Source organism: Streptomyces sp. NPDC046122, from assembly GCF_056429965.1.
In genome coordinates this window covers 26987-48842 of sequence record NZ_JBWKLQ010000009.1, presented here as the reverse complement: position 1 = coordinate 48842, position 21856 = coordinate 26987, and the positions used below count along the sequence as shown (strand labels likewise).

24 protein-coding genes and 1 pseudogene are annotated in these 21856 nt (G+C 67.6%); 13 read left to right on the top strand and 12 right to left on the bottom strand.

The features are described 5' to 3' along the window. Positions 1 to 194 precede the first annotated feature (194 nt). Both AC07FK_RS23270 and AC07FK_RS23265 read right to left on the bottom strand, forming a co-directional pair. Complete coding sequence (locus AC07FK_RS23270; RefSeq protein ID WP_479106978.1) at positions 195 to 1178, bottom strand: BtrH N-terminal domain-containing protein; 984 nt, start codon at positions 1176 to 1178, stop codon at positions 195 to 197. Positions 1179 to 1299: 121 nt separating this feature from the next. Further along, positions 1300 to 1707, bottom strand: a complete 408-nt coding sequence (locus tag AC07FK_RS23265) for a transposase (protein ID WP_479106977.1) — start codon at positions 1705 to 1707, stop codon at positions 1300 to 1302. A gap of 336 nt (positions 1708 to 2043) precedes the next feature. On the opposite strand from AC07FK_RS23265, the gene AC07FK_RS23260 reads away from it, so the two are divergent. The 6 genes from AC07FK_RS23260 (at position 2044) to AC07FK_RS23235 (ending at position 6423) form a co-directional block, all read left to right on the top strand. Further along, positions 2044 to 2391 (top strand): GntR family transcriptional regulator, encoded by a 348-nt coding sequence (locus AC07FK_RS23260; protein WP_479106842.1) that lies wholly within the window; start codon positions 2044 to 2046, stop codon positions 2389 to 2391. Beyond that, positions 2388 to 3368: a DUF1648 domain-containing protein gene (locus tag AC07FK_RS23255; protein WP_479106841.1), complete on the top strand. Its 981-nt coding sequence runs from the start codon at positions 2388 to 2390 to the stop codon at positions 3366 to 3368. The genes AC07FK_RS23260 and AC07FK_RS23255 overlap by 4 nt, the downstream gene beginning before the upstream one ends. A 354-nt stretch (positions 3369 to 3722) precedes the next feature. Further along, entirely contained in the window at positions 3723 to 4331 is a 609-nt protein-coding gene (locus AC07FK_RS23250) for a sporulation delaying protein family toxin (RefSeq protein WP_479106840.1), read from the top strand. Between the two features lie 86 nt (positions 4332 to 4417). After that, on the top strand, positions 4418 to 5017 hold the full coding sequence (locus AC07FK_RS23245; RefSeq protein ID WP_479106839.1) for an SdpA family antimicrobial peptide system protein: 600 nt from the start codon (positions 4418 to 4420) through the stop codon (positions 5015 to 5017). Continuing rightward, positions 5017 to 5964 (top strand): sporulation-delaying protein SdpB family protein, encoded by a 948-nt coding sequence (locus tag AC07FK_RS23240; protein WP_479106838.1) that lies wholly within the window; start codon positions 5017 to 5019, stop codon positions 5962 to 5964. The genes AC07FK_RS23245 and AC07FK_RS23240 overlap by 1 nt, the downstream gene beginning before the upstream one ends. Before the next feature lie 15 nt (positions 5965 to 5979). Continuing rightward, the gene (locus tag AC07FK_RS23235; protein WP_479106837.1) at positions 5980 to 6423 is read left to right on the top strand and encodes a hypothetical protein; all 444 of its coding nucleotides are present in this window, start codon (positions 5980 to 5982) and stop codon (positions 6421 to 6423) included. A 308-nt stretch (positions 6424 to 6731) separates the two neighbouring features. Here the strand turns inward: AC07FK_RS23235 and AC07FK_RS23230 are convergent, their stop codons facing one another. The 6 genes and pseudogenes from AC07FK_RS23230 to AC07FK_RS23205 form a co-directional block, all read right to left on the bottom strand. Then, on the bottom strand, positions 6732 to 7154 hold the full coding sequence (locus AC07FK_RS23230; RefSeq protein WP_479106836.1) for a hypothetical protein: 423 nt from the start codon (positions 7152 to 7154) through the stop codon (positions 6732 to 6734). Between the two features lie 238 nt (positions 7155 to 7392). Further along, the gene (locus AC07FK_RS23225; RefSeq protein ID WP_479106835.1) at positions 7393 to 8610 is read right to left on the bottom strand and encodes a cation:proton antiporter; all 1218 of its coding nucleotides are present in this window, start codon (positions 8608 to 8610) and stop codon (positions 7393 to 7395) included. A 6-nt stretch (positions 8611 to 8616) separates the two neighbouring features. Then, on the bottom strand, positions 8617 to 9102 hold the full coding sequence (locus AC07FK_RS23220; RefSeq protein ID WP_479106834.1) for a cation:proton antiporter regulatory subunit: 486 nt from the start codon (positions 9100 to 9102) through the stop codon (positions 8617 to 8619). Positions 9103 to 9288: 186 nt separating this feature from the next. Continuing rightward, positions 9289 to 9432 carry a hypothetical protein gene (locus tag AC07FK_RS23215; protein WP_479106833.1) on the bottom strand — a complete coding sequence of 48 codons (144 nt, stop codon included), beginning with the start codon at positions 9430 to 9432 and terminating at the stop codon, positions 9289 to 9291. Between the two features lie 176 nt (positions 9433 to 9608). Further along, positions 9609 to 9842, bottom strand: coding sequence for a hypothetical protein (locus tag AC07FK_RS23210; protein WP_479106832.1), 234 nt, complete (start codon positions 9840 to 9842; stop codon positions 9609 to 9611). Positions 9843 to 10252: 410 nt separating this feature from the next. Then, positions 10253 to 10508: pseudogene (locus AC07FK_RS23205) on the bottom strand (potassium/proton antiporter); the annotation flags it as partial. Positions 10509 to 10896: 388 nt separating this feature from the next. Between AC07FK_RS23205 and AC07FK_RS23200 the strand changes: the two are divergent. Genes AC07FK_RS23200 through AC07FK_RS23190 form a run of 3 tightly spaced genes read left to right on the top strand, consistent with a single transcriptional unit; the run spans position 10897 to position 14515 of the window. Continuing rightward, entirely contained in the window at positions 10897 to 11313 is a 417-nt protein-coding gene (locus AC07FK_RS23200; RefSeq protein ID WP_479106831.1) for a hypothetical protein, read from the top strand. An 11-nt stretch (positions 11314 to 11324) separates the two neighbouring features. Then, positions 11325 to 13493 (top strand): hypothetical protein, encoded by a 2169-nt coding sequence (locus AC07FK_RS23195; protein WP_479106830.1) that lies wholly within the window; start codon positions 11325 to 11327, stop codon positions 13491 to 13493. Then, the gene (locus tag AC07FK_RS23190) at positions 13490 to 14515 is read left to right on the top strand and encodes a hypothetical protein (protein WP_479106829.1); all 1026 of its coding nucleotides are present in this window, start codon (positions 13490 to 13492) and stop codon (positions 14513 to 14515) included. The genes AC07FK_RS23195 and AC07FK_RS23190 overlap by 4 nt, the downstream gene beginning before the upstream one ends. 292 nt (positions 14516 to 14807) lie before the next feature. Here the strand turns inward: AC07FK_RS23190 and AC07FK_RS23185 are convergent, their stop codons facing one another. The 4 genes from AC07FK_RS23185 to AC07FK_RS23170 form a co-directional block, all read right to left on the bottom strand. Then, positions 14808 to 15116, bottom strand: coding sequence for a hypothetical protein (locus tag AC07FK_RS23185; protein ID WP_479106828.1), 309 nt, complete (start codon positions 15114 to 15116; stop codon positions 14808 to 14810). A 34-nt stretch (positions 15117 to 15150) separates the two neighbouring features. Next, positions 15151 to 16587, bottom strand: coding sequence for a hypothetical protein (locus AC07FK_RS23180; protein WP_479106827.1), 1437 nt, complete (start codon positions 16585 to 16587; stop codon positions 15151 to 15153). After that, positions 16587 to 17075 (bottom strand): hypothetical protein, encoded by a 489-nt coding sequence (locus tag AC07FK_RS23175; RefSeq protein WP_479106826.1) that lies wholly within the window; start codon positions 17073 to 17075, stop codon positions 16587 to 16589. Before AC07FK_RS23175 ends, AC07FK_RS23180 begins: the two co-directional genes overlap by 1 nt. Before the next feature lie 666 nt (positions 17076 to 17741). Next, entirely contained in the window at positions 17742 to 18635 is an 894-nt protein-coding gene (locus AC07FK_RS23170) for a LysR family transcriptional regulator (RefSeq protein WP_479106825.1), read from the bottom strand. A 251-nt stretch (positions 18636 to 18886) separates the two neighbouring features. Between AC07FK_RS23170 and AC07FK_RS23165 the strand changes: the two genes are divergently transcribed. The 4 genes from AC07FK_RS23165 to AC07FK_RS23150 all read left to right on the top strand — a co-directional run bounded on the left by AC07FK_RS23165 (position 18887) and on the right by AC07FK_RS23150 (position 21813). Continuing rightward, complete coding sequence (locus tag AC07FK_RS23165) at positions 18887 to 19528, top strand: hemerythrin domain-containing protein (RefSeq protein ID WP_479106824.1); 642 nt, start codon at positions 18887 to 18889, stop codon at positions 19526 to 19528. A gap of 101 nt (positions 19529 to 19629) precedes the next feature. Next, a complete protein-coding gene (locus tag AC07FK_RS23160) occupies positions 19630 to 20631 on the top strand; it encodes a GNAT family N-acetyltransferase (protein WP_479106823.1) in 1002 nt (333 codons plus the stop codon). A 5-nt stretch (positions 20632 to 20636) separates the two neighbouring features. Continuing rightward, positions 20637 to 20963: a dihydrofolate reductase family protein gene (locus tag AC07FK_RS23155; protein ID WP_479106822.1), complete on the top strand. Its 327-nt coding sequence runs from the start codon at positions 20637 to 20639 to the stop codon at positions 20961 to 20963. Between the two features lie 67 nt (positions 20964 to 21030). After that, entirely contained in the window at positions 21031 to 21813 is a 783-nt protein-coding gene (locus tag AC07FK_RS23150) for a VOC family protein (RefSeq protein WP_479106821.1), read from the top strand. The last annotated feature ends 43 nt before the right edge of the window (positions 21814 to 21856 follow it).

The window sequence follows — 21856 nt, the reverse complement described above, 5'->3', positions numbered from 1 at the left end:
CGTGCTGGACTGGACCGCGGGCCCTGTGTGCCCAGCGAGGCCTCCAGCCCGAGGGAGCCGGGCGACGCCTGCCGGCGGGCGTCGCGATGTTGTTCGCCGAGGCCCGGCCCCGAGCTGCGGCGGCCGTGCGATCTGGGCATTCGGGGGTGGGAGCAGTACGACACACCGTTCGACAGAGGCCGTTGAAGAGCACGCTAGAGCCTGCTGAGTGCCTGCATCGCATCGCGTTCGATGCGCGAGAGTTCGTGGAGGAGGGAGCCGGCCTGGATGAGGTTGTTCGCGTCGCCGGATTCGCCTGCCGACGCGACGAGTGCGGCTACCTGTGTCCAGAGGGTGGCGGCCTCGCTGTACAGGCTGTGGCCGGTGCGCAGGTGGCTGTTGTCGATCAGCTGGGCACACTCGGCGAGGAAGTCCCGGTAGAGATTGCGAAACAAGGCGCCGCCGGTGCCCGCCCTCTCCATGAGGACGGCGGCCCGTGGCAGGTCTTCGCTCGGATCGGCGCTGCGCTGCAGCCACTTCGGCACTTGCTTGGCGGTCTTCTCGATTCCCCGGTGGCCCAGGTTCGCGATGGGCGGGTTGAGGAAGGCGTCGGCGCACGTTTTGATCGCGGGGATGATCCGATCCTGCGGCGACGTCAGGTTGCTGGGCGCGGTGATGGTGAAGGAGCGGTGCTTGGCGGTCATGGGGCCGCGCTCGGCCCGGGCCCTGGCCAGGCTGGCGAGACTGGTCGAGACGGCTCCGCCCTGCGGGCCGGTGTCCACCAGGTAGGCGTCCTGTTCGTCGTAACCGTACATGGCCACGACGTGCCCGCCGAAGTGCACCTTGGTGCTGAAGTAGTCCAGGTGGTAGCTGTCGAGCTGAAGGCCGACCGGCCGACCGGCGTCGATGGGTGCCGCCACGTTCTGCCATGCCTTTCGCGCCGAGGTGGTCTCCCCGACCATCAGCTCCAGCCCGAGTACGGCGGTCAGACTCCTGGTGAGTTCGAACGGCTTGACCCGGCCTCCCAGGAAGGGGAAGCTCATGCCCTTGCTGTCCCAGTAGATGAAGGACAGCCCGGAGCCGAGCCCGAACAGCATGGGCTCGGACAGGTCGAGTCCTTCATGCCGCAGCAGCACGCCCAGCGCCGTCGTCTCACAGTGCTGCATACCGCGGACATCGACGTCTTTCACCATGGTCACACCGCTCATTCTTCCTCCCTCACCGGACGACAACGCGCAGACGAGTGTGCACTGCCGGTCGAGTCCACCGACACGTCCGGGTCGATTCGGCCCGGGGCGTCTTCCGCAGCGTGGATGCGAGTCAGCAGCATCTCCATGTCCCGTCCGCTGACCAGCGGCGATGCTGGTTGTAGGGCGAATCCCAGGGTCCGGCCCGCTTCGGCAGGTCCCGCCACTGGACACCCGTCCGTCCGAGCCCGGTACAGCACGACGGCGCAGAGCTCTGACCGAGGCAGGGGCCGGTACGGGCGGTGTGGTTCAGGTGGTCAGGCCGGTCAGGGAGAGGAACTCGGCGCGGGAGCGGGCGTCTTGGGGTGACGGGGAAGGGGCGTGTCAGACCACCAGTGGCGTCGCTTACGGGGCGGTGGGCGGTGGGCGGTGGGGGAGCCGGTTCCAAACGGACGCAGCAGTGGCGGATGGGGGCCAGGCGCGCCTGGAGGCCGGTTTCGGCGAGCCCGTCCAGTACGCCCCGGAGCAGGCGGAGGTTCATGCCGCACACCGTCTGCGTGTGGTCGCGGGCGAGCGCGTGGAAAGGGCCGTTGCCCAGGACGATGGCGTCGTCACCGTCACGGCGCGGTTCGAAACCGTGGTTCTCCAGTAGCGCGAACACCTCCGTCTCATCCGGTCCGGTGAGCTGTGTGCCGAGACGGCCGGCTGCGCCTGGACGTCACCGCCCGCGGTCCCGTTTCGCAGGTCCCCGCCACGCCTCGCCCGTGCCGTGCTTCTCCCGCTTGAGCTGTGCAGGTGCTCGGCCGAAGTGAAGGCTGCGGCTGGGTCTCTTCGGTCCTGTCGCGGTGCAGTTAATGGTGCTATTGTCATTAGCATCATGTTGCTGAGACTGAACGCATCGGACGAGCGTGCCCTGCATGAGCAGGTAGCAGGTGCGATCCGGCGTGCCATCGCGGAAGGCGAATGCGGTCCGGGAGACCGGCTGCCTCCGGCGCGGGAGCTTTCCCAGGCGCTGGGCGTGAACGTGAACACCGTGCTGCGCGGCCTTCGGACGCTGCGCGACGAGGGCGTGCTGGAGTTCCGGCGCGGTCGGGGAGTGACGGTGGCGGACGGAGCGGACCAGCGCTCCGTGCTGCTGGATCGCGTACGTGATCTGGTGACGGACGCGGCGCGTGCGGGTTACAGCAGGGACGACCTCATCGAGTTGATCAGGGGGATGGCGTGAACGAGCAGACGGGCCGGCGGAGCGGAGCGGCGTGGGGTGCGGGCGGCTGGTCCGCCGGGGTGCTGGCATTACTGGTGGGCCTGCCGCTGGCTGCGAGCGGAAGGCTGCCGGACAGGCTGGCCACCCACTGGAGCGGGTCGGGGGCGCCTGACGGCTCGATGCCGCTGTGGGCTGCCGTGTTCTTCCCGGCATTGGTCTGGGTGGTGCTGGTGGTGGGTGTGGCGGTCGGGTGGCGGCGGACGGGCGGCGCACCAAGCGGCGCCGCGCGCAGCTGGGCGGGCGTCGTTCTGCTGTCGGGCGGACTCTTCCTGGCCGGCGCACAGGCATCCGTGGTGCGGGCGAACATGGACCGCAGTCACTGGCGCGACGCCGGCTCGGTGACGGGCGGGATCGTGACGGTGCTTGTGGTGGCGGGCACGGCAGGGCTGATCGCCTGGCTCGCGACCCGCGCCTCACCTGCCGAGGGAGGCCAGTCGCCCGCCGGCCCGAGCATGGACATCCCCGAAGGCCAGCGCCTCGTATGGCTTTCAAGCGCCTCCAACGCCTGGCTTCATGTCACGTCGGCACTGACCGGCGTTGTGGCCATGGCCGCCGTCCTGGCCGCCCTGGGAGGCCTGACCCCCATGCACTGGGCGCTGTTCGCACCGTTCGCACTCGCGTCGGTCCTGGTCCTGGGATGCGCCTCCGTACGGGCACGTGTCAGTGACAAAGGGCTGAAAGTCTCCTTCGGCCCCTTCGGCTGGCCGGCGCGGCGCTGGGCGGTCGAAGACATCGACTCCGCCCGCGCCGAACGCCGCACCCCGGCGCAAGTCGGCGGCTGGGGCTACCGGCTGAGCGGCATGGGGACCACGGTGATGCTGCGCGGCGGGGTGTGCCTCGTCATAAGCGCCAAGGGCAAGGACTTCGCCGTGAGCGTGGACGACGCCGAACGCGGCGCGGCACTCCTGAACTCCTTGAGCGCGCAGCGTTCGAGGTAGGAAGCCGGTCCTGGCCGACGTTTCCTCCCCCCGGCGTCGGCCGGGACCGGCCGCTGCGAGCGCCAATAAATGGCCCCCTTGAGTGCGTCAAGTGAAATTCGAATCACTGGAAAAATTTGAGCCATGCCAGATGCGGGACACGACACCAAAAAGCCGTGTGACGACGGTCACAAATAATCGACTTTCTCTGGATCTGCATGTGAGGATCTTCGACGAGATCACGCCCCGGGGGGAGCGTGTTGACCGCATGCCTTTTCCCCCTCGGGGCGCCTCGCCGAATAGAGGGGAAAAGAAGTGAATATCAAGCAGCGTGGAATCTTCGCTGTGGCCGGCGTTACCGCGGCGGCTCTGTGTGTGGCTGCGGCACCGACGGCAAGCGCGGACGTCAACGCGTCCGCCAGGACGGCAGCTGTCGCGCCTGCCGTCTCGGCCAAGACGGACGGCGAGAACGTCTTCCGGGGCCTGTTCTTCGGGCAGGGCAAGGTCGGCCGGAACCTGGCCCAGTTGGAGCTCTTCTCGGAAGCGCGCCAGCACGTCGACAACGACACGCCGGACGAGATCCGCGCGTCCAACGCGGTGATCGAGCTGATCAACAAGCGGTCGTCCAGCTTCTTCGCGGACTTCAGCCGCAAGGCCCGCAGTGGTGACCCGCGCCAGGTGGAGAAGGCTGTCACCGACGCCCAGAACATGCTTCTGGCCGTTGCCAAGAAGGACAAGTCGGCCACTCCCGTGGAGAACGGGCAGCTGTGCGGCGTCACCGTGGCCGTCGGCGCCGCGGTCGTGCACGTCGCGGCCGTGGTGACCGCCGCAGGTGCGGTCGTCACCGTCACCGTCGCGGTGGGTGCCAACTTCGTCAAGGGCAAGAACTGGTTCTGGAGCCCGGAGCCGACCAGCGCCGACCAGACACCGCTGTCGCGGGACGAGGCCGTCGCACAGGTCACGAAGGCGCTCCAGGCCGCCTAGTGCCCGACGGGCGGGGAGGCTGCAGACTCCCCGCCCCCGGGCCCGGCCTTTCGGCGCCCCACGGGGGCAAAGGACGACTCACGAACATGAAAACGAAGCTCCGCTATTTCTATGCCGCCTTCACGCAAGGCGGCGACAGTGCGATTCCTATTTCGCTGAAATCAGTGATCGCTGTCTGTGCTGTCTGGGCCGTGGTCATCGCCTACGTGGTCCAGGAGCAACTGCCCAAGAACGTCATTTCCCTGCCCGGCCAGAAAAAGGTCAGGCACACTGTGGTGAATCTCGCCCCGCAGGGATGGGCTTTCTTCACCAAGTCGCCCCGGGATCCCGAGGTGATTCCCTTCAAAAAATCTTTGGGTGACTGGAAGCCGCTTTCTCTTGCTCCCCACGCCTCACCCCGAAACGCCTTCGGGCTCGACCGCGAATCGCGCGCCCAGGGCGTCGAGATCGCGATGCTGCTCTCCGCCGCGAAGAAGGGCGACTGGCGCGAGTGCGCAGACAGCAGGCAGAAGTGCATGAAGGACTTCGGTGCACCGGCCCGGCGCGTGGACAACCGCTCGCCCGACCCCACGGTGTGCGGAACCGTCGGCATGACGCAGGAGCGCCCCACCCCCTGGGCATGGCGTGACCTGATGCCGGAGGCCCACAGCGCCGAACGCGTCATGGTGCTGGAGGTGAGCTGCTGATGCGCCAGTTGTCCATCCCCTTGCCGTGGGCAGCCGGTTACGGCCTGGCCCGCACGCTTCTGGCCCTCGGCACCCTCGGCACTCTGGTGTTCAGTGACGCGGCCACCCTCTTCCGCGAAGTAGCCACCGTCGGCCAGTACCCGCTGTGCCGGGGCGTCACCGCCGGCGGAGCCTTCTGCCTCGTGGAGCCCGCCCAGTACGACACCATGCGCTGGCTGTGCTGCCTCGTGCTCCTGATCGCGGCCAGCGGCTGGCGGCCCCGCTTCACCAGCATCCCGCACGCCTACGTGGCCTTCAGCGTCTTCACCGGCATCTCCATCCCCGACGGCGGCGATCAAATCACCTGGGTACTCGCCCTGCTGCTGGTTATCGTTGCCATCGGCGACAACCGCCGTTGGCACTGGCAGCCCAGCCAGTCCATCGGCCTGAAACCGCAACAGAGCGGCGCCCTGGCACTGCTCGGCATCAGCGCCGTCGTCGTGGCACGCATTCAAATGGCGGTCCTGTACTTCCAGTCGTGCGTTGCCAAACTGCCCCACGCCGAATGGGCCGACGGATCCGCCCTCTACTACTGGGTCAACAACCACGCCTTCGGGGCTCCGTACTGGCTGAGACCAGCCGTCAACGCCGTCGTCCACAACCCGATGGGCGTCGCCGCCATGACGTGGGGTCCGCTCGTACTGGAGATCGTCCTCGCCGCCGCGCTCCTGCTGCCCCAGAAGGTCCGCTGGATGCTGTTGCCCGCCGGCGTCCTCTTCCACCTCTCCATCGCGGTCGTCATGGGCCTGTGGAGCTTCTCCTTCGCCATGTCCGCCGGCCTCCTGCTGCTCCTGGCACCCCTGGGACACGACCCCGACCTGCGCGGCATGTTCCGCAAGGCGACCCGACGCGCGGCGACACCGCAACCAGCGCAGGACCAACCCGCCAAGGAACACGCCCTCGCCTGACGAAAGGAACACCCGATGCGTTCACGCACGCTGCAAGCCTGCGCCCTGACCCTGGCCTCCGGGGCCGCGGTCCTGCTCGCCGGCACACCCTCATCCGCCGCAGGCGTTTCCTGGGCCGCCGGTCACGGAACTGCTGTCGCCACGGGGACACGAGGCATCGAGAAGAACGCCGGCAGCGTCTTCGGCTCCACACTGGTGGTCAGCGGCGAGCTGAGGAACACCGGGTCGGACTGCTACTCGGTCTGGTTCCAATTCACCCATGACCTCGCACCTGGCCCTGCCGTCAAACACGTCACCCAGTGCGGCCCTGGCGCGGCGCCCATCGACTTCCGTATGACGTACAAGCCGACCACCACCGGGTCCGTCTCCATCTGCAAGGGCACCACCAGGCAGGACTGCGGCGAGCGCCAGAGCATCACGTCCTGGCCCATCCAGAAACCCTCCGATTCCCCCAGCTGAATGCCGCCGCACCCCGTCCGAGCCGCCCAGCACCATACGCGGCCGGACGGGGAAACCCGGAACATCCGGCCGTGCACGTGTGGGTGACTTCAATGAGGCTGACGTCTGTGCTGTGGCCCGCGACCGCCGCTTGTTTCGTCCATCGACGCTGGCGCGTTGCACAGGACAGCGACAGCCGACCGCAGGCATCGCCAGTCGGCGCGTGAGGGCGGGTGAACAGACCCATCAGCGCTGCCCCGGTTTCCATGGACCGAGCCTCCGAAGGAGACGTGAGTGACAAACCCGCCGGACACCGCGCGTGCGGCCGTCTACGAGGAGAAGGTGCTGTCGCAGTGCGTGGGCGTCATGCGGAGGTACGCGGCGCGGGCTTTGATGATGCGGTCCATCACTGTGCCGGCGGTGGTTGCGAGCAGCAGGCACACGAGTCGGCTGAGATCGTCGCCGGCGGCCCAGGTCAGCTCGCCCATCGGGGGTGTGCCGAAACCGTTCAGGAAGAGCCAGCAGATCACCGCGGTGCCCGGGCCTGCGGCGAGACGGGCTCGTACGCCGAGCAGGGTGGCTAGGACGCTCATGAGCACCAGGTCGATCAACTGCTCGCGGTGTCCGCCCACGAGATTCAGAGCGGCGACCAGCAGGGGTGCCAGGGTGAACGTCACCGCCCAGGTGACGGGGCTGGGAACGGGACCAGATACCGGCTTGATGCCCGTGCTGAGCGTCTGCCACTGAAGCATTTCCTACCCTCCTGTGTTACCTGGGTCTCTGTCGGTGCCGGCGGTACGGTCGTGTCAACCGCAGCGCAGTTGACGCCGGACGGAAGGGCGACTGCACAGCGGCTGTCACCGTCAGCCCAGGCAGCGTGCCCGGTTCGGCTCCATGAGCGCCACCCGGCCGAGCCTGTCCGCCCTGGAACAAGCCAGGGCGGACAGGCTCGGCGCGGCGGTGCCATCACCTGCAGGGGTGCGCGTCGCGTCAGGTGGCCGTGTGGACGGCGTCGGCGCGCTCCGCTTCCGGGGCCGAGACAGGCGCCGGGGTGGCCGGGCGGCGGGTGATGCGGCGGGCGAGCGGTTCGGTCCAACGGGCGGCCAGCGGCCCGATGATCACGAGAATCAGGACGTAGGCGGTCGCCAGGGGGCCGATGCGGGGCTCGACTCCGACGGCGAGGCCGGCGATGACAATGGAGAACTCGCCACGCGCGACCAGGGTGCCTCCGGCGCGCCAGCGGCCACGTGTGCCGATGCCGGCGCGGCGCGCCGCGTACCAGCCGGTGGCGATCTTCGTCAGGGCGGTGACGACGGCGAGGACCAGGGCGGGGACGAGCACGGGCGGGATGTCGGCGGGGTCGGTGGAGAGGCCGAAGAAGACGAAGAAGACCGCGGCGAACAGGTCCCGGAGCGGGGTGAGGAGGTTGCTGGCTCCTTCGGCCACCTCTCCCGACAGGGCGATGCCGACGAGGAACGCGCCGACGGCGGCGGAGACCTGGAGTTCCTGGGCGATGCCGGCGACCAGGAGGGTGAGACCCAGGACGACCAGGAGCAGCATCTCGGCGTTGTCGGACGAGACGGCCTTGCTGATCAGGCGGCCGTGGCGCAGGGCCAGGTAGAGGACGGCTCCGACAGTACCCAGCGAGATCAGAAGGGTGACGGTGCCGCCGGCCAGGCTCACGCCGGCGAGCAGAGCGGTGAGGATCGGCAGGTAGACGGCCATGGCCAGGTCCTCGATGACCAGGACGCCGAGGATGACGGGGGTTTCGCGGTTGCCGAGGCGGCCGAGGTCGCCGAGGACCTTGGCGATGACGCCGGAGGAGGAGATCCAGGTGACGCCGGCCAGGGCGACCGCGGCAACCGGTCCCCAGCCGAGGATCAGTGCCGCGGCTGCTCCCGGGGCGGCGTTGAGCACGAAGTCGACTGCGCCGGAGGGGTATTGGGTCTTGAGGTTGGTGACGAGTTCGGAGGCGCTGTACTCCAGGCCGAGGAGGAGCAGCAGGAGTATGACGCCGATTTCGGCGCCGGTGGCTATGAAGTCCTCGCTGGCTTGGAGCGGAAGTATGCCGCCGTGGCCGAAGGCAAGACCGGCGAGCAGGTAAAGGGGTATCGGCGAGAAGCCGACTCTGCCGGCGAGGCGCCCGAGCAGGCCCAGGGCGAGAATGATCGACCCGAGTTCGATGAGCATGGCTGTGGTGTTGTGCACGGGCGTCTATCCTCCGGTGATCAGTTCGGCGACGGCGTCTGCGCCTTCTCGGGTGCCGACGACAACGAGGGTGTCGCCGATCGCGAAGCGGAAGTCAGGAGTGGGGGAGGGGACCGCGGCCGTGCGGCGCAGGACGGCGACGATCGAGGCGCCGGTGCGCGTACGGGCCTGGGTCGAGCCGAGAGTGCGCCCGGCGTACGGCGAGCGTTTGGTGACCTCGATGTGCTCGGTGACCAGGTCGATCTCCATGTGCTGGTGCAGGTGCGCGACGGGGTCCGGGGCCAGCAGCTTGCCCAGGGCCGCCGACTCGTGCGGCGCGAGCGTGGCTGAGTCCCCGCAGCTGTCGTCGTCCTCGGGGTCGTGGAAGGCGAGAATCCGCCGTCCGTCCTGATGGACGACGACCGACAGATGACGGCCGGCTTCGGTTTCCAAGTCGTAGCGGCTGCCGACTCCGGGCAGGACGGTTTTACGGGTGTGAGCTGTGGGCTCCATGGCGTGCTCCAAGAAACGCGGGGTGCGGGCGTACGGGTTTCACGTCGGGCGCTCGAGTACGACTGCTCGGGTGTGCGCAAGCGCCCGTTCGACAGGCGATTGTGCATCACGTGTGGAGATCAGCCGGAGCCGCGCCGGGAAGCTGGGGCCGCCCGCGCTGCGTAGGCGCGTTCCTGGGCCTCGGCGTCAGATGCGGCAGGCGCCGCTGGTATCGGGCACGTTGTCGCGAGCGGTGTTGTCGACGCGCACCGACCAGGAAATGAGTGGCGCTTTCGGGCAGCAAGCCGCCGCCGTGAGGGCCATGTTCATGGCGCGGATACTGCCAGCCATGTCACGCCCCCATCAGTTCGGCCGTATGACAGCCGGTTCGCCAACTACGAAAAGGAGCACTGACCACCCAGTGGGGGGTAATGGCTCGGTAAAGAATTGTAGCGCAGGGCAAACGAGGAGAACCGCCTGTAACGTACTGAATGGCTGAATAAGGGGCGCCGAGGTGATCGCTGCCCTCAGGTGAATGCCGCTGCGCGGCGGCGCCGACGCTGGCCGATTTCCCTCAGGGCCAGGACGATGACGGCCAGATTCAGCGGAAACGCGATGGCGTTCGCTGCCTGGGGTACGTCGAAGGCTCGCATCAGGCTCGCGCCACTTGAGATCAGGAGAAGGGCGAGCGGAAGGAACCGGCGCCACTGCGGGATGTCGCGTATCCGCGCAACAGTGATACACAACCACAAAACGCTCATGAATAGGACGATTCCAAGCAGCGCTGCAGGAAGCGGCATTCCAACTCCTCTTGCAAAGTGTGGTGGTGTGGGGCGCTGATGCCCACGGAGAGGAAGCTACAGCCGCCCCGTCCGTCCGGGTGCTCGGGACTGAGGCCGAAAGACACCGCGCGACGAGCTGAACGCAGATGCGCCGCCGCTCCCTCTTCGTGAAGCGCATTGGCGAAGAAACGGCTGGGAGCCTCCGACGGCAACAGGGGGCCGTCGCGCAGGATCAGGGCGACTACCGTCGGTGGTGGTAGCCGCAGTTCGAAGACGGCCACACCGTGCGGCCGTGAGCCGTCGGGGACGGCGACGGTCAGAAGGTCGGCGTCAGGACCTCCAGGGGCGCGGTCTCGAACTGCACATCGCGCAGCGCGGGGTCGCGTCAGGCCGAGTCGGCGGGCGATGGCCGGCAGGCTCGGGCCTGGCGACGAGCCGAGAATGTGCACCGGGTCGGGCAGGTCGGCGACGGCGGCGCTGAAGACCAGCACCAGGATGATGGTCCGGGCGTCGTGGCATTCGGATTCGGCTTCCAGCAGGGCTGGTGACCTTCTGCGGCAGGGGGAGGGTGCGCAGGGCCGCGAAGACCGCTGCGGCGTCGATGGAGGAGACGATGGCACCGAGCGGCAGCGCCAGGTACCAGTCCCGGAAGTACGTGACCCTCTCCGGCGGTACGGAGGCTCCCGCCGCGTGACGGTGAGCCTCAGCCAGTCCGTACGCCCCTGGCCCCATGCGCCAGGGCCCGGCGGGAAGGATGATTTGCTGCATCGCGGCGTGCTGGGGCCGTCTGACCTGACCTGCCACGCCCAACGGCGGCGGAGGGAGGCAGTCTTCCGAGGCGGACAGTCCCGGCCGTGCCCGCCTCATCTCATGTCGCACGGCATCTGAGGCACGCACAGGAGGATCTGAGGCATCGACAGCGGGCCCACAAGCAGACTCGTCTTGCCTGGGTGTTCGACTGTGCGATTAAGATCAACGCAAGCGATCACAGGCAGGCGCGCAATGCGTGGCGCCGGAGCACGGGGGTGCATGAATGAGTACAGAGCCCGAATCGATAATCGCAATATCCGCGCCTGCGCCCGCCTCCGGCGCCGGCCTGCAGACGGCCGCCTTGGGCGAGTCCCGGGTGGACGATCCGGCCTCCCTCAACCGCGCGGGCAACGGCGCCCTGGAACTGGGCTCCGCGTTGCATTCCAGGGCTCGTATCAGCGATGACGACGTCATGATCGCCGCCTCGGTCGCCCTGGGCAGCGAATTCTGGTCGGGCCAACTGGGCGACGCCGTCAAGCAGACCATGCAGCTGTGGGACGAACAGGTCGAAGCCCTCAGCCGGACCTGCCGAGACATCCACACGAAATGCACCGCCACCGCCAATAACTACACCCGAACAGAGACGGCCAACGCCACCGCGATGGCGTCCACGCAGCGCTCCCTGTCCGACTTCAACTGACGGGAGCCCCCGTGGTCACCTTCACCGAGCTCTACCACCTCGACGTCGACAGCCTGAAGAACGCATCCGACCGGTGGACCGACCTCATCCGCATGCTCGACGCCATGGACGAGGCCTACACCCGCGAAGTTGCCGATCCCTTCGACGCTGCGGGCTGGACCAGTTTCGACGCCACCTCAACCGTGGCACGGATGCAAGTGATCAACGCGAACAAGGAGTTCACCGACGCGGTACAGGAGGCCAAGGGCATCCGCGCCGTTCTGGACGACGCGCACGCCGAGCTCAAGCAGTACCGGGCCGACTTGCGAACCCTTGCCGACGTGGATGCAAAGAAGGACGGCGTCGTCGTCAGCCCCACGGGCCAGGTGAGCCTGCGCGACCCGTCTCCGGAAGGTGACGAGCGCCGTGGTCCCGGCGGCCTGATGCCCTCTGAGAACGAGACGAAGATCCTTTTCTACGAAGCCAGGATCGGCCTGCTCCTGACCGGCGCCGACAACGCCGACCAGTCGGCCGCCGCCGCACTGCGCCGTAACGCGGGCAAGCTCTCCGAGGGCTTCAACGACAAGACGGTCAAGTCCATCGACGAGGACGAGGCCCAGCGCGCAACACGCCTGCTGGAAAAGTTCGAGAAGGACGAGAAACTCTCACCCGCCGAGCTCAAGGAGCTGGAGCGGCTGATGAAGCACAACGAGAAGGACCCTGAATTCAGCAGGATGGTGCTGGACAGCCTGGGGCCCGAGAAGACACTGCGCCTGGCGGAAGACCTCGAACAGCAGCGAAACGCCGACAACCCCGGCAAGGACCGCTACAACGCCATCCAGTCCGCACTCGCCAACAACATCGCGACGGCCAACAAGGACCAGGCGTACTCCGACAAATGGCGTGCCGACATGCAGAAACTCGGCATGGAGGAAGCCGGCGACTACCCGAGCACAGCCCTCGGCTACCAGAGCATCACCACACTCCTCAAGCACGGTGACGCCGCCGACTACCCACCGCACATGACCATGGGCCTGACCGACGACATCATCAAGGCCGAGCGCGAGCACCCGGGCCTGTGGGACGAGCACAAGTCGGTGAACGTGGGAGCCGATGTCGACCCTATCGCTGTCGCAGACCCCGTCGACAACATGCTCGGCATCATGAGCAAGGACCCCGACACCGCGACCCGCTACCTCGACCCGGCCCAGGACGGGAACAAGAACCGCCTGGAATACCTGCTCGACAAGCGCGACTGGCCCGACCTCGAAGTCCAGGAAACCACCCGGGGTATGGAACCGGTGGACACCGAGCACGTCGAGGCGACCAACTCCCGCGTCGGACTCGGCAGAGCCCTGCAGGCCGCCACCACGGGTGACGACAGTGGCCCCCCGCACACCGACGGTCAAGCCCGCATCATGCGCGACACGATCAACCTGCTCGACGGCGGACCGCACCACGAGGAGATCCCGGCGAACCTGCGCCAGCCCCTGGGCAACGCGTTGGCCGACTACACGAACGACACCCACGAGATCTTGGCCGGCGTCAACGGCGACTACCGCGAGGAAGTGCCCGGGGGAGAAGGCAGCAGAAGCGGCGCAGACGGCCTGCTCGGCACCCGCGACAACGCGCACATCGCTCCAGATCCCCAAGCGCTGATCCGCGTCATGCGGGGTGTCTCCGAAGACCCGGAGGCGTACGGCACGATGCACAAGGCCGAGACGGCACACATCGCACAGCAGATGGACGCCGCGGACGGCAACACAGCCGACGCCATCAAGCGCCCGGCCCGCGAGGGCGGATCGGTCCTGGGCACTTACGACGCCATCCGGGAAGACGTCATCTACGACAAGCGCGACAGCGCCAACGCCCAAGAGGACTGGAACGCCAAGGTCACCTACCACGTGGTTGGCGCTCCCATCACCGGCATACCCGTCGTCGGCGACACCGCACAGCGCATGGTCGACGCATGGACCTACGACATGTCCCTCAAGTACAAGGGCGAGAACGACGACGCTGCCGCCGCCCAGGTCGCTGAAGAGAGCCTGAAGTCGGAACGTGAGATGGACTACCTCGTGGAGGAGTGGGCGGACTTGGAAGGCCCCGGCCGCAACCACGACGACATCGACTCGCTGCAAGAGGACATCAAGAACAACCACAACACCCGCCAGGACCTCGCCAACGACGCACTGGGACGATGATGGACCGCTCCACGCAGGAACCAAGCCGGACAGCGCGGAAACGGACCATCATGGGGGCCGCCGCGGTACTGCTGCTGATAGGTGGCAGCGCCGTCGGTTACACCCTGGTCAGCCGCAGTGACGAGACCGGCTGCGACAGCCTGCTCGACGACAAAGCCATCCAGCGCGCTCTGGGAGCCCAGCACCGCAAGGAAGCGAGCTGCGCGGACCTCGGTGCCGCCCTGCGCGACGCGGCCACCGGGACACAGCCTGGGCAGCACACCCTTGCCGAGGCGCAGGCCATGCGCGACACGATCACGGCGATCAGCAGAGACATCGAACGGCGCCAAAGCCCCACGGTCGCCCGGGCACTGCGCAAGCCGATCGCCTCAGCACTCGAGGACTACGCCCGGGACACCTACGAGATCCTCACCAGCGTCAATCCGGAATACCAGGATCGGGAGCTTCGGGGACCGTGGCGTGACGGCTCGATCGTTCGTATGCCGGCGGACGTCAACGACGTGACCCGGGTGATGCGCGCGGTCTCCCAAGACGCCCCCAACTACGCTGCTCTGCGCTCGGCGCAGACCCGCGAGTGCGCCCTCCGCATGGTCGCTGTTCCCGTGAAGGCATCCGAGGACGCCTTCGGAAAACCGGCCCGCAACTGCGCAGCCGGACTCGGCCACCTGGACGCGATCGCGGACGACATTCCAGACGCCGAGCGTCACGCCTGGACAGCCGACGTCGTCACCCAACTCCGAGAAGCAGCTTCGCCACCGCCGTCTTACCGGGACGACCCGGTGGAACACCTCACCGCCACATGGCGACGCGGCCTGCCTAGGGACATTCCTACGACCTGGTCCTTCGAGCGGCAGATCCTTGGCCTCATCGAAACATGGGCTGTGGGCAGGGGCATGGACCGTGACGCAGATGCAGTGGACACACTGCAAGAAGACGCGCTGAACGACGCCCACATCAGCGCCGGTGAGACGAAAGAGACGATGAAATGCGCCAGGAAACCCAGCGAACGCGGCTGCCCGTGATCGCTCTGTGCGGCATTCGCTGAATCACTGAGTCAGGGTGCAGAGGGCGGACGCCAGTGACGCGGGCGCCAGCCTCAAGGCGCTGGAAATCGACCGCCGCATCGAGGACGTGGACGACCTGGTGCACAAGCTGCGCCGTTCAGGGAGTGGGGCCGACTGCCGGCGCCGGGGCAGCGGAGGCAAACGGGGAAGGTCAGCACCGGTTGGCGGCTGCTGCCCGAGGCCACGAACGCGGACGATCTATCTGGGCCATGGGGGACCGTCTCCGAACCGCTTGACTGTCTCCGGCCCTTCAGCTTGCGTCGGCGTCCCTGGCTCTGACGGTGATCCTCGCGTGGTCGTACCCACCAGGCTCAGGTGACGGGTTGTAGTTGATCGTGAACGTTCGCCGGACGTCGCCGAAGCGGTCGGAGCACCTCACCGTGGACGGGCTGGTGCGCTCCGCCTTGGCGGTGATGTCGTACGTACGAAGGAAGTCCTTGACGCTCGAGTCCTGGCTGTTGCCCACCTCATACCGGAGCACCGCGGTGCCGTCCTTCTCCATCTCGGCGTACGTCGGTACGTAGTAGCGCCCCGCGGATTGATGCTGATCGTGATGCATCCCCGCCTTGCGCTCCACTGCCTCCTCCGGACTGTCACCGGCCGGTGTGAGCAGCGCGACGGCTGCCCAAGCGATCACACCGAGCGTGCACACCACGCACAGGGCCAGGAACCACACCAGCCACCTGCGTCGGCGGGGACTGGTGGGGCCCCTGCGCGTACTCACCCGTTCCATGTGCGTACTTCGCTCTGGCCGCCCATGTCGTACTCCTTGGCCTGACCCGACTGGTGGAGCCTGGCCATTTGGGCGTCCGACACATTGCCCATCGCGGGTACCGGAGTCGCCTTGTTCGCGCGTCCCAGTTGTAGCGGTCGTACACGTGGGTTTGGTAGCGAATTGTGGTTCTGGGCTCACCGTCCGGGCCCGGGACGACCTCGATCTGGGCGACCGTGTTGTAGTGGAAGGACCCGACCGCGTGATACCAGTCGGGGTCGTTCTCGGCGGTCCAGCCCTGCCAGCCGGTCTGCTGGACGTATTTCACGGGCTTTCCAGTGCGTTCGTATTCGGCGAGGGCCTGCGCCTCCCAGTTGGGGGCGTTCTCCGCGAGCTGGGCTTCTACGTTGCGATTCATGTCCGGGAGGTCGCTCATCAACGCGTCCACGTCGATGTCCAGCGGCTCCCCGGTGTTGGAGAGGTAGTGCAGCATGTGCTTGGCCGACTGAGGGCCGCCGAGCACTGCGGGGGAGCCCATGGCGAAGAAGCCCATCTTGTTCTTGATGGCACGGTCCTCGTCGGTGGGCTCGCGGGTGTTGTAATCGCCGGAACCCTTGTCGGGCGCGGGCGGCGGGAGCAGCGCTCCACCCGCACCGGAGAAGACGCGGTTCAGATTCTTGGCGCCCTCGGTGTCGGCCGTGACGGCGGCCTCGGTCTGGTCGTCCATTACGGTGTACGCCACCGCCTTTTTGATGCGTTCGAGCTCGTAGCCGGTGTGCTCGTTGACGTCGGCGGCGTAGCTGAGGGCGGCGGTCGCACGCGTGAGGAGGTTGTCCGCGTTCTCCTGTGACTGCCGGGCCGCCCCCGCTCTGTCCGGGTCGTTGGGCGGGTAGTTCCGCTCGGGAGTGGTGACGCCTCCGCTGTCGTGCAGGGTCAAGTCCTTCGACCGGGCCATCTCCTGGGCTTCGCTGAGCCAGGTGCGGGCGAGCTGGAACCCGTTGTTCGCCGCTTCGAGCGTGGCTGCAGCAGCCTTTGACTCGCGGTGTGCGATGGTCAATTCGTCGTGCAGTACGGACAGTTGGACGCGGGCCGTCATGGCAGCCGGGCCGGTCCAGACGAAGGGCAGTTTGAGCAGGACGTTCTGGACTTGGCCCCGGGCCTCGGTGGCCGCCGCGGCCAGGTCGACCCACTCGCCGGCCGCCCGCGACCAGGCATCCGGACGTACGTCTTCCAGTTCCCCGACCGTGCTGTTCTGGCGTTCCACCGCATCGGCATGCTCGTGGTTCTCGCCCTCCGGCCGGTCGGTGAGCGTTGCCACTACGCATCACCCTCGAGCGATGCGAGAATCGCCTGGAAATCCTGCGCCGTACGGTGTTCTTGAGTCGTGTAATTCGTGTGCGTCTGGCGCATCTTGTCGGCCAGTGAGCGGCACTGTTTGGCGAGACGGGTGATTTCGTCGTCCCAGTCGCTCGTTGTCGCTTTGAGCATGCGCCCGCTGGTGAGCATGCTGTGGACACGCGCTGTGGTGTCGGATTCCGCCAGGCCCTTGTCCGCCTTCTCGAGGATCTGTGCGGCAAGGTCCAACTCATCGGCCATCTGTCCCAGTTCGGCATTGCTCACGCCGTAACCGCTTTCGTCGGCGGCGCTGGCCTGGGGAGCGGGGGTGTTGCTCGGGCCGGTGGCGCCTTCCGGGCCGGTGCCGGCCGACATGGCTTGGATGCCGTTGGCGTTATAGCCAGGGTCAAGGTTCGTCCCGGGTGCAGGATTCCACTCGCGGACGTCGGTGGGGCCGTCCGTGGCGGGCATCTGGTGCATCTGGTCGGCCGTTGGGAGCGGCTGGAGTCAGGGCCGGTGCGGACGTCCTGGCCGGCCGCGGGTGCGGGCATGTCCAAGCGGTATCTGGTCCGGGGATCCGGGCCGGTGCTCGGCGCGGATATACGTGCCACGGAATCGGGCTCTGTACTCACAACTTCCCCCTGTGTCGACGCGGGCCCGCTGTGAGCACACGCTCCGACGACTCGATCACTCGTGGTCGGACCTAGCCGCCCGAGGTGTCGCCGACCAATGAGGCCCCGACACCCTGGTCCTGTTGGTCAGCGAGGCCGCGTGCCCTCTTGATGGGGTTCTTGTACTGGTCGGAGCGGAGATCGGCAGCGCCTGATCGTCCTCCCGGCGCTTCCTGACCAAGATCCTCTTGTATGCCCGGCACGCCACCACCCTCCGAACCCGAGGTCCGGATTTGGCGTCCTCGCGCTTACGAGCGCCCGCAGTCGCCAGAGATGCAGGCGTTGGTGAACAGGTGGTGGGCCGCGTGCACCATCTGTCCTGCAACCGCCCCGATGGCCTCGACCCGCAGCACGCGTAGGGCCGGCCGGGCGTTGCCCGTGCGCGGGCGAGGAGGGCCTGTAACTGTCCGCAGCTGGGCCGTAGATCCCCGTACAGGCAGCGCTGCCGAGCGGGGTCAGACTCTCGTCAGAACCGAAACACTCCGAGATCGTGCACCGTGGCAGCCAGAGCGCGGATGAGGTCGTTCTCGGCTTCGGTCCGCCAGACCAGGACGAAGTTCATGGTCGCCATGTCGGGGAGGGGAAGCCATCGGATGTGCGACAGGCCCCAGTATCTGGTGACATGACCGGGGAAGGTATGGATGATGTCGCCCATGCCGACGTGATTGATCAGCTCGTCGGAGGTGTCCGACGCCGCGGAGGTGAGGCGCTCGATCGTTCGGCCTCGTGGGGTCTGGAACGGCAGGTAGCTGTCCTCCCAGTAGTCCGGCAGGCCGAGGGCGGTGCCGTGCGGGAAGTCGGCGAGCAGTTCCAGCGGTACGGAGTCCCGTCCGGCCAGTCGGTGGTCGGCGGCCACCGCGAGGATCCGGGAATCGGTGCACAGGACCGGCCCGACGGTGAAGTCCGGCTCTTCCACGGGCAGCCAGGCGACCAGGACATCCATGGCACCGCTGCGGAGCTGGCCGAAGACATCGGTGAAAGTCGCCTGACGGATCTGGAGTCCCCAGTGCGGATACCGCGCACGGAACGCCTTCCAGTAGGGATGAAAAGCGGCGACATTGAAGGGCATCAGGCTGACCCGGAGCTGTGCGGTGATGCCGCGGGCCGCCAGCTGGGCCCGCTCCAAAGAATCGTGCAGACCCGCGTAGACCGGTTGGAGATCGTCGCGGAACTGTCGGCCGACCTCCGTCAGGCGCACCGTGCGGCTGGTCCGGGTGAAGAGCTCGGCGCCGATGCGCCGCTCCTGCTTCTTGATGGCCTGGCTGACGCGCGCCTGTGAGACGTGCAACCGCTGTGCGGTCCGGCCGAAATGCAGCTCCTCGGCCAGCACCAGAAAAATCTCGATGTCCCGCAGCTCCACCGGCCCCCCGACCCCCGTAGTCCTCCATCGATAACCCAGCGGTTATCGAACCGCGCGGAAATCCGCATTGATCATACGCGCACGCCGTAAGATCGTAGAAGGCATGCACGCACGCACGAGAACCTCACCTTCGTACGGTCCGGCGGGATGATCTGCCCCGGCAACGTCTTCTATTCGCGGTCGACGTGCTCCGCTTCCCACCATGTCAACGCCGTGGTCAGTGCGCCTGCCGACACATCCTGGAGCTGCCCGTGAGCGACTCCATCGACTTGACCGTGATGTACGCGATGCATGATGCCCTGCGCCGGGATCTGGCCCGTCTGGACCGGATCACCACGGCTGCGGACCGCGACCCCCGGCATGTTCTGGCCACCTCTGCCGGATGGAAGCTGTTCAAGAGGGCTCTTCACGCCCACCACACGGCCGAGGATGACGCGCTGTGGCCATCGCTGCGGCAGAGTTTGGCCGGCCGCCCGAAGGACCTGGCCCTTCTGGAGGTGATGGAGGCCGAACACGCCGCCATCGACCCAGTGATCCAAGCCATCGACGACGTGTTGACCGACCCCGGTGGCGACCCGCTGCGTCTGGGCCACCTGACCGACGCACTGACTCGCGGCCTGGCCGGGCACCTCGAACACGAGGAGGCCGTGGCCCTACCGCTGGTCCAACAGGTGTTGACCGCCCAGCAGTGGGGCCGGTTCGGCCAGGTCCATGCCCAGTGCATCGACCAGGACGCCCCACTGCTGCTGCCGTGGCTGCTGGACGGTGCCGACGAACTCACGACGGCGAGGCTCCTCGCTCTCCTGCCCGCATCCGCGCACGCCGCCTGCACCACCCGGTGGATCCCGGCGTACGCAGTTCTCGACCGCTGGAGTCCGGGCACCGCTTCCTGATACCACGTCACTGTCGATCGCTCGTCTGCCAGTACGTCGGTCGACAGAGAAACTCTCGAGGATCCCGAAGTACAACCGACTCGATCAGGAAGGCCCCCGCCTTGCCCATACCCATACACGTCGATCAGCTCCAGGCCATCTCGGTCGCCGAGGCCGCCGCGTGGCATCAGGTCGTCGCGGCCTCGATGGCCCACGACCTGCCCGGAGCGCCGACACCCGACCCCGGGCAGATCCACGCGCAGCTCACCAAGCCGGCCCTGGGCAGCCACCGGCTGACCTGGCTGGCCACCAGCGCGGACGGTGTCCCCGTCGGCGTCGCCGGCCTACGGGTGTTCACCTCCCCGGGCCAGGAGCACCTGGCCGAACTGGAACTCCACGTCGCCCCCGCACACCGGCGCCTGGGCTCCGGCTCCGTCCTGCTGTCGGAGGTTGTAGCGGCCTGCCGCAACGAGAACCGACGCAGCCTGATCGCCACAGCCGCGGCCGACGGCCCGGGTGAGGCCTTCGGCGCTCGATGGGGCTTCCGCCCTGCGCTGACCTTGGATCACCTCATGCTGCGCATCGATGAATCGAACGAGGCCGACATCCGCCAAGTCGGCGATGCCGGGCGTGCCGGTTACCGGCTGGTCGGTTGGACCGGAACGGTTCCCGACGATCTCGCCGACGCCTTCGCCGCGGCCAAGAACGCGATGAACGACATGCCCGTCGGAGACCTCGACTACGGCAGTGTGGCGTGGGATGCCGACCGCGTCCGCGCCATGGCCAAGGTGATCGACGACCGCGGGGACACGTTGCTGACCATCGCCGCCGTCCACGACGACGGCACCATGGCTGGCTACACAGAGATCCTGCTCCCCAGAGGAGCGCCGCTGCGGGCCCAGCAGTACGACACGGCGGTCGTGCCCGCCCACCGCGGCCGCGGGCTGGGGTTGTGGGTCAAGGCCGCCATGGTGCGCCGACTGCGCGCCGAACATCCGGGCGTCGTCGAGATCGAGACGGACTGCGCCGAGGACAACGTCCACATGCTGGCGGTCAATCACACACTCGGGTTCCGCTCCTACCGGCGCACGCGCGAGTTCCAGCTCGACGTGCCCGCGAGCTGACCTCCGTGCCCGCCTCCGTACCGAAGAGCCGGGCCCCCGATCCGGCGGTGCCCGTCGTCGGCGACCCGGTCGCGCTCGTGCGCGAGCTGAAGGAGCAGGACGGCATGGGCATCTGGCTGTGCGGAGGCGGCACACTGGCGGCCGCCCTGCTCGACGAGATCGATGAGTTGATCACCAAGCGGCACCCCCTCGTCATCGGCTCCGGGATCCCCCTGTTCGACGGTCCCTTCGCCCCGGCGAAGTTCGCCCCGGTCACCACGCGAACGTTCGACTCCGGCTTCACCATCACCACCTCCTCGAAGGTGCGGCCCTCATCGGACGAGCGGAGCTGACAAACCTGCCGACGCCTGCGACCCGAACGACCGTCCCGTGCAACCGCATACCTTCCCAGGAGCTGCTGTGAACGTCTCCACCTCCACCCTCTCGCTCACCGTCGGCGATGTGGACGCCTCCCGTGACTTCTTCTGCACCCACCTCGGCTACGAAGTCGCCATGGCCGACGACGGCTTCGCTTCCCTGGCCCGCCCGGACGCCGCCGTCGACATCGTCCTGCTCCGCAGGGGTACGGAGGTCCTCCCCGCCGAACAGCGGGACCGCGAGGCGAGCGGCCTGATCCTCGCGTTCACGGTCACCGACCTCGGCGCGGAGGAAGCCCGCCTGCGCGCAGCGGGTGCTCCCATCACAATGCCCCTGCGGGAAGAACCCTGGGGTGAACGGCTGTTCCAGATGACCGATCCCAACGGCGTCGTCGTACAGCTCGTGGAATGGGCCGCGTCCGACGACGTCCGGGCGCCGGACGAGACCGGGGCCGTACGCGTGATCACTCCGTCAGACGACACCGTCACCGTTTCCCCGAACGCCACCATGACCGGCCTGGCGGCCCCCAGCCGAGGCAGTTCCGAACTCAGCACCTGGACCGTCACGATGGACGCCGGAGCATCGGGGCCCGAGCACGTCATCAGCCGTGAACAGGTCTGGACGGTCACTTCGGGCGCCCTGGAAGTGACCTGCGACGGACGGACCGAGAAGGTCCTGGCCGGCCAGACGTTCGTCCTGCCTTCCGGGCTCCTGCGCCGGATCCACGCCCCGGAACAGGCCGAGGCCCACGTTGTGATGCGCTCCGACGGAGTCGCCTCCGTGCCCGGCACCGAGGGCACGCGCGAACTGCCCTGGGCCCGCTGACCCGTCGATCACCACCATCCTGAAAGTACCCGTCGCAAGAGGC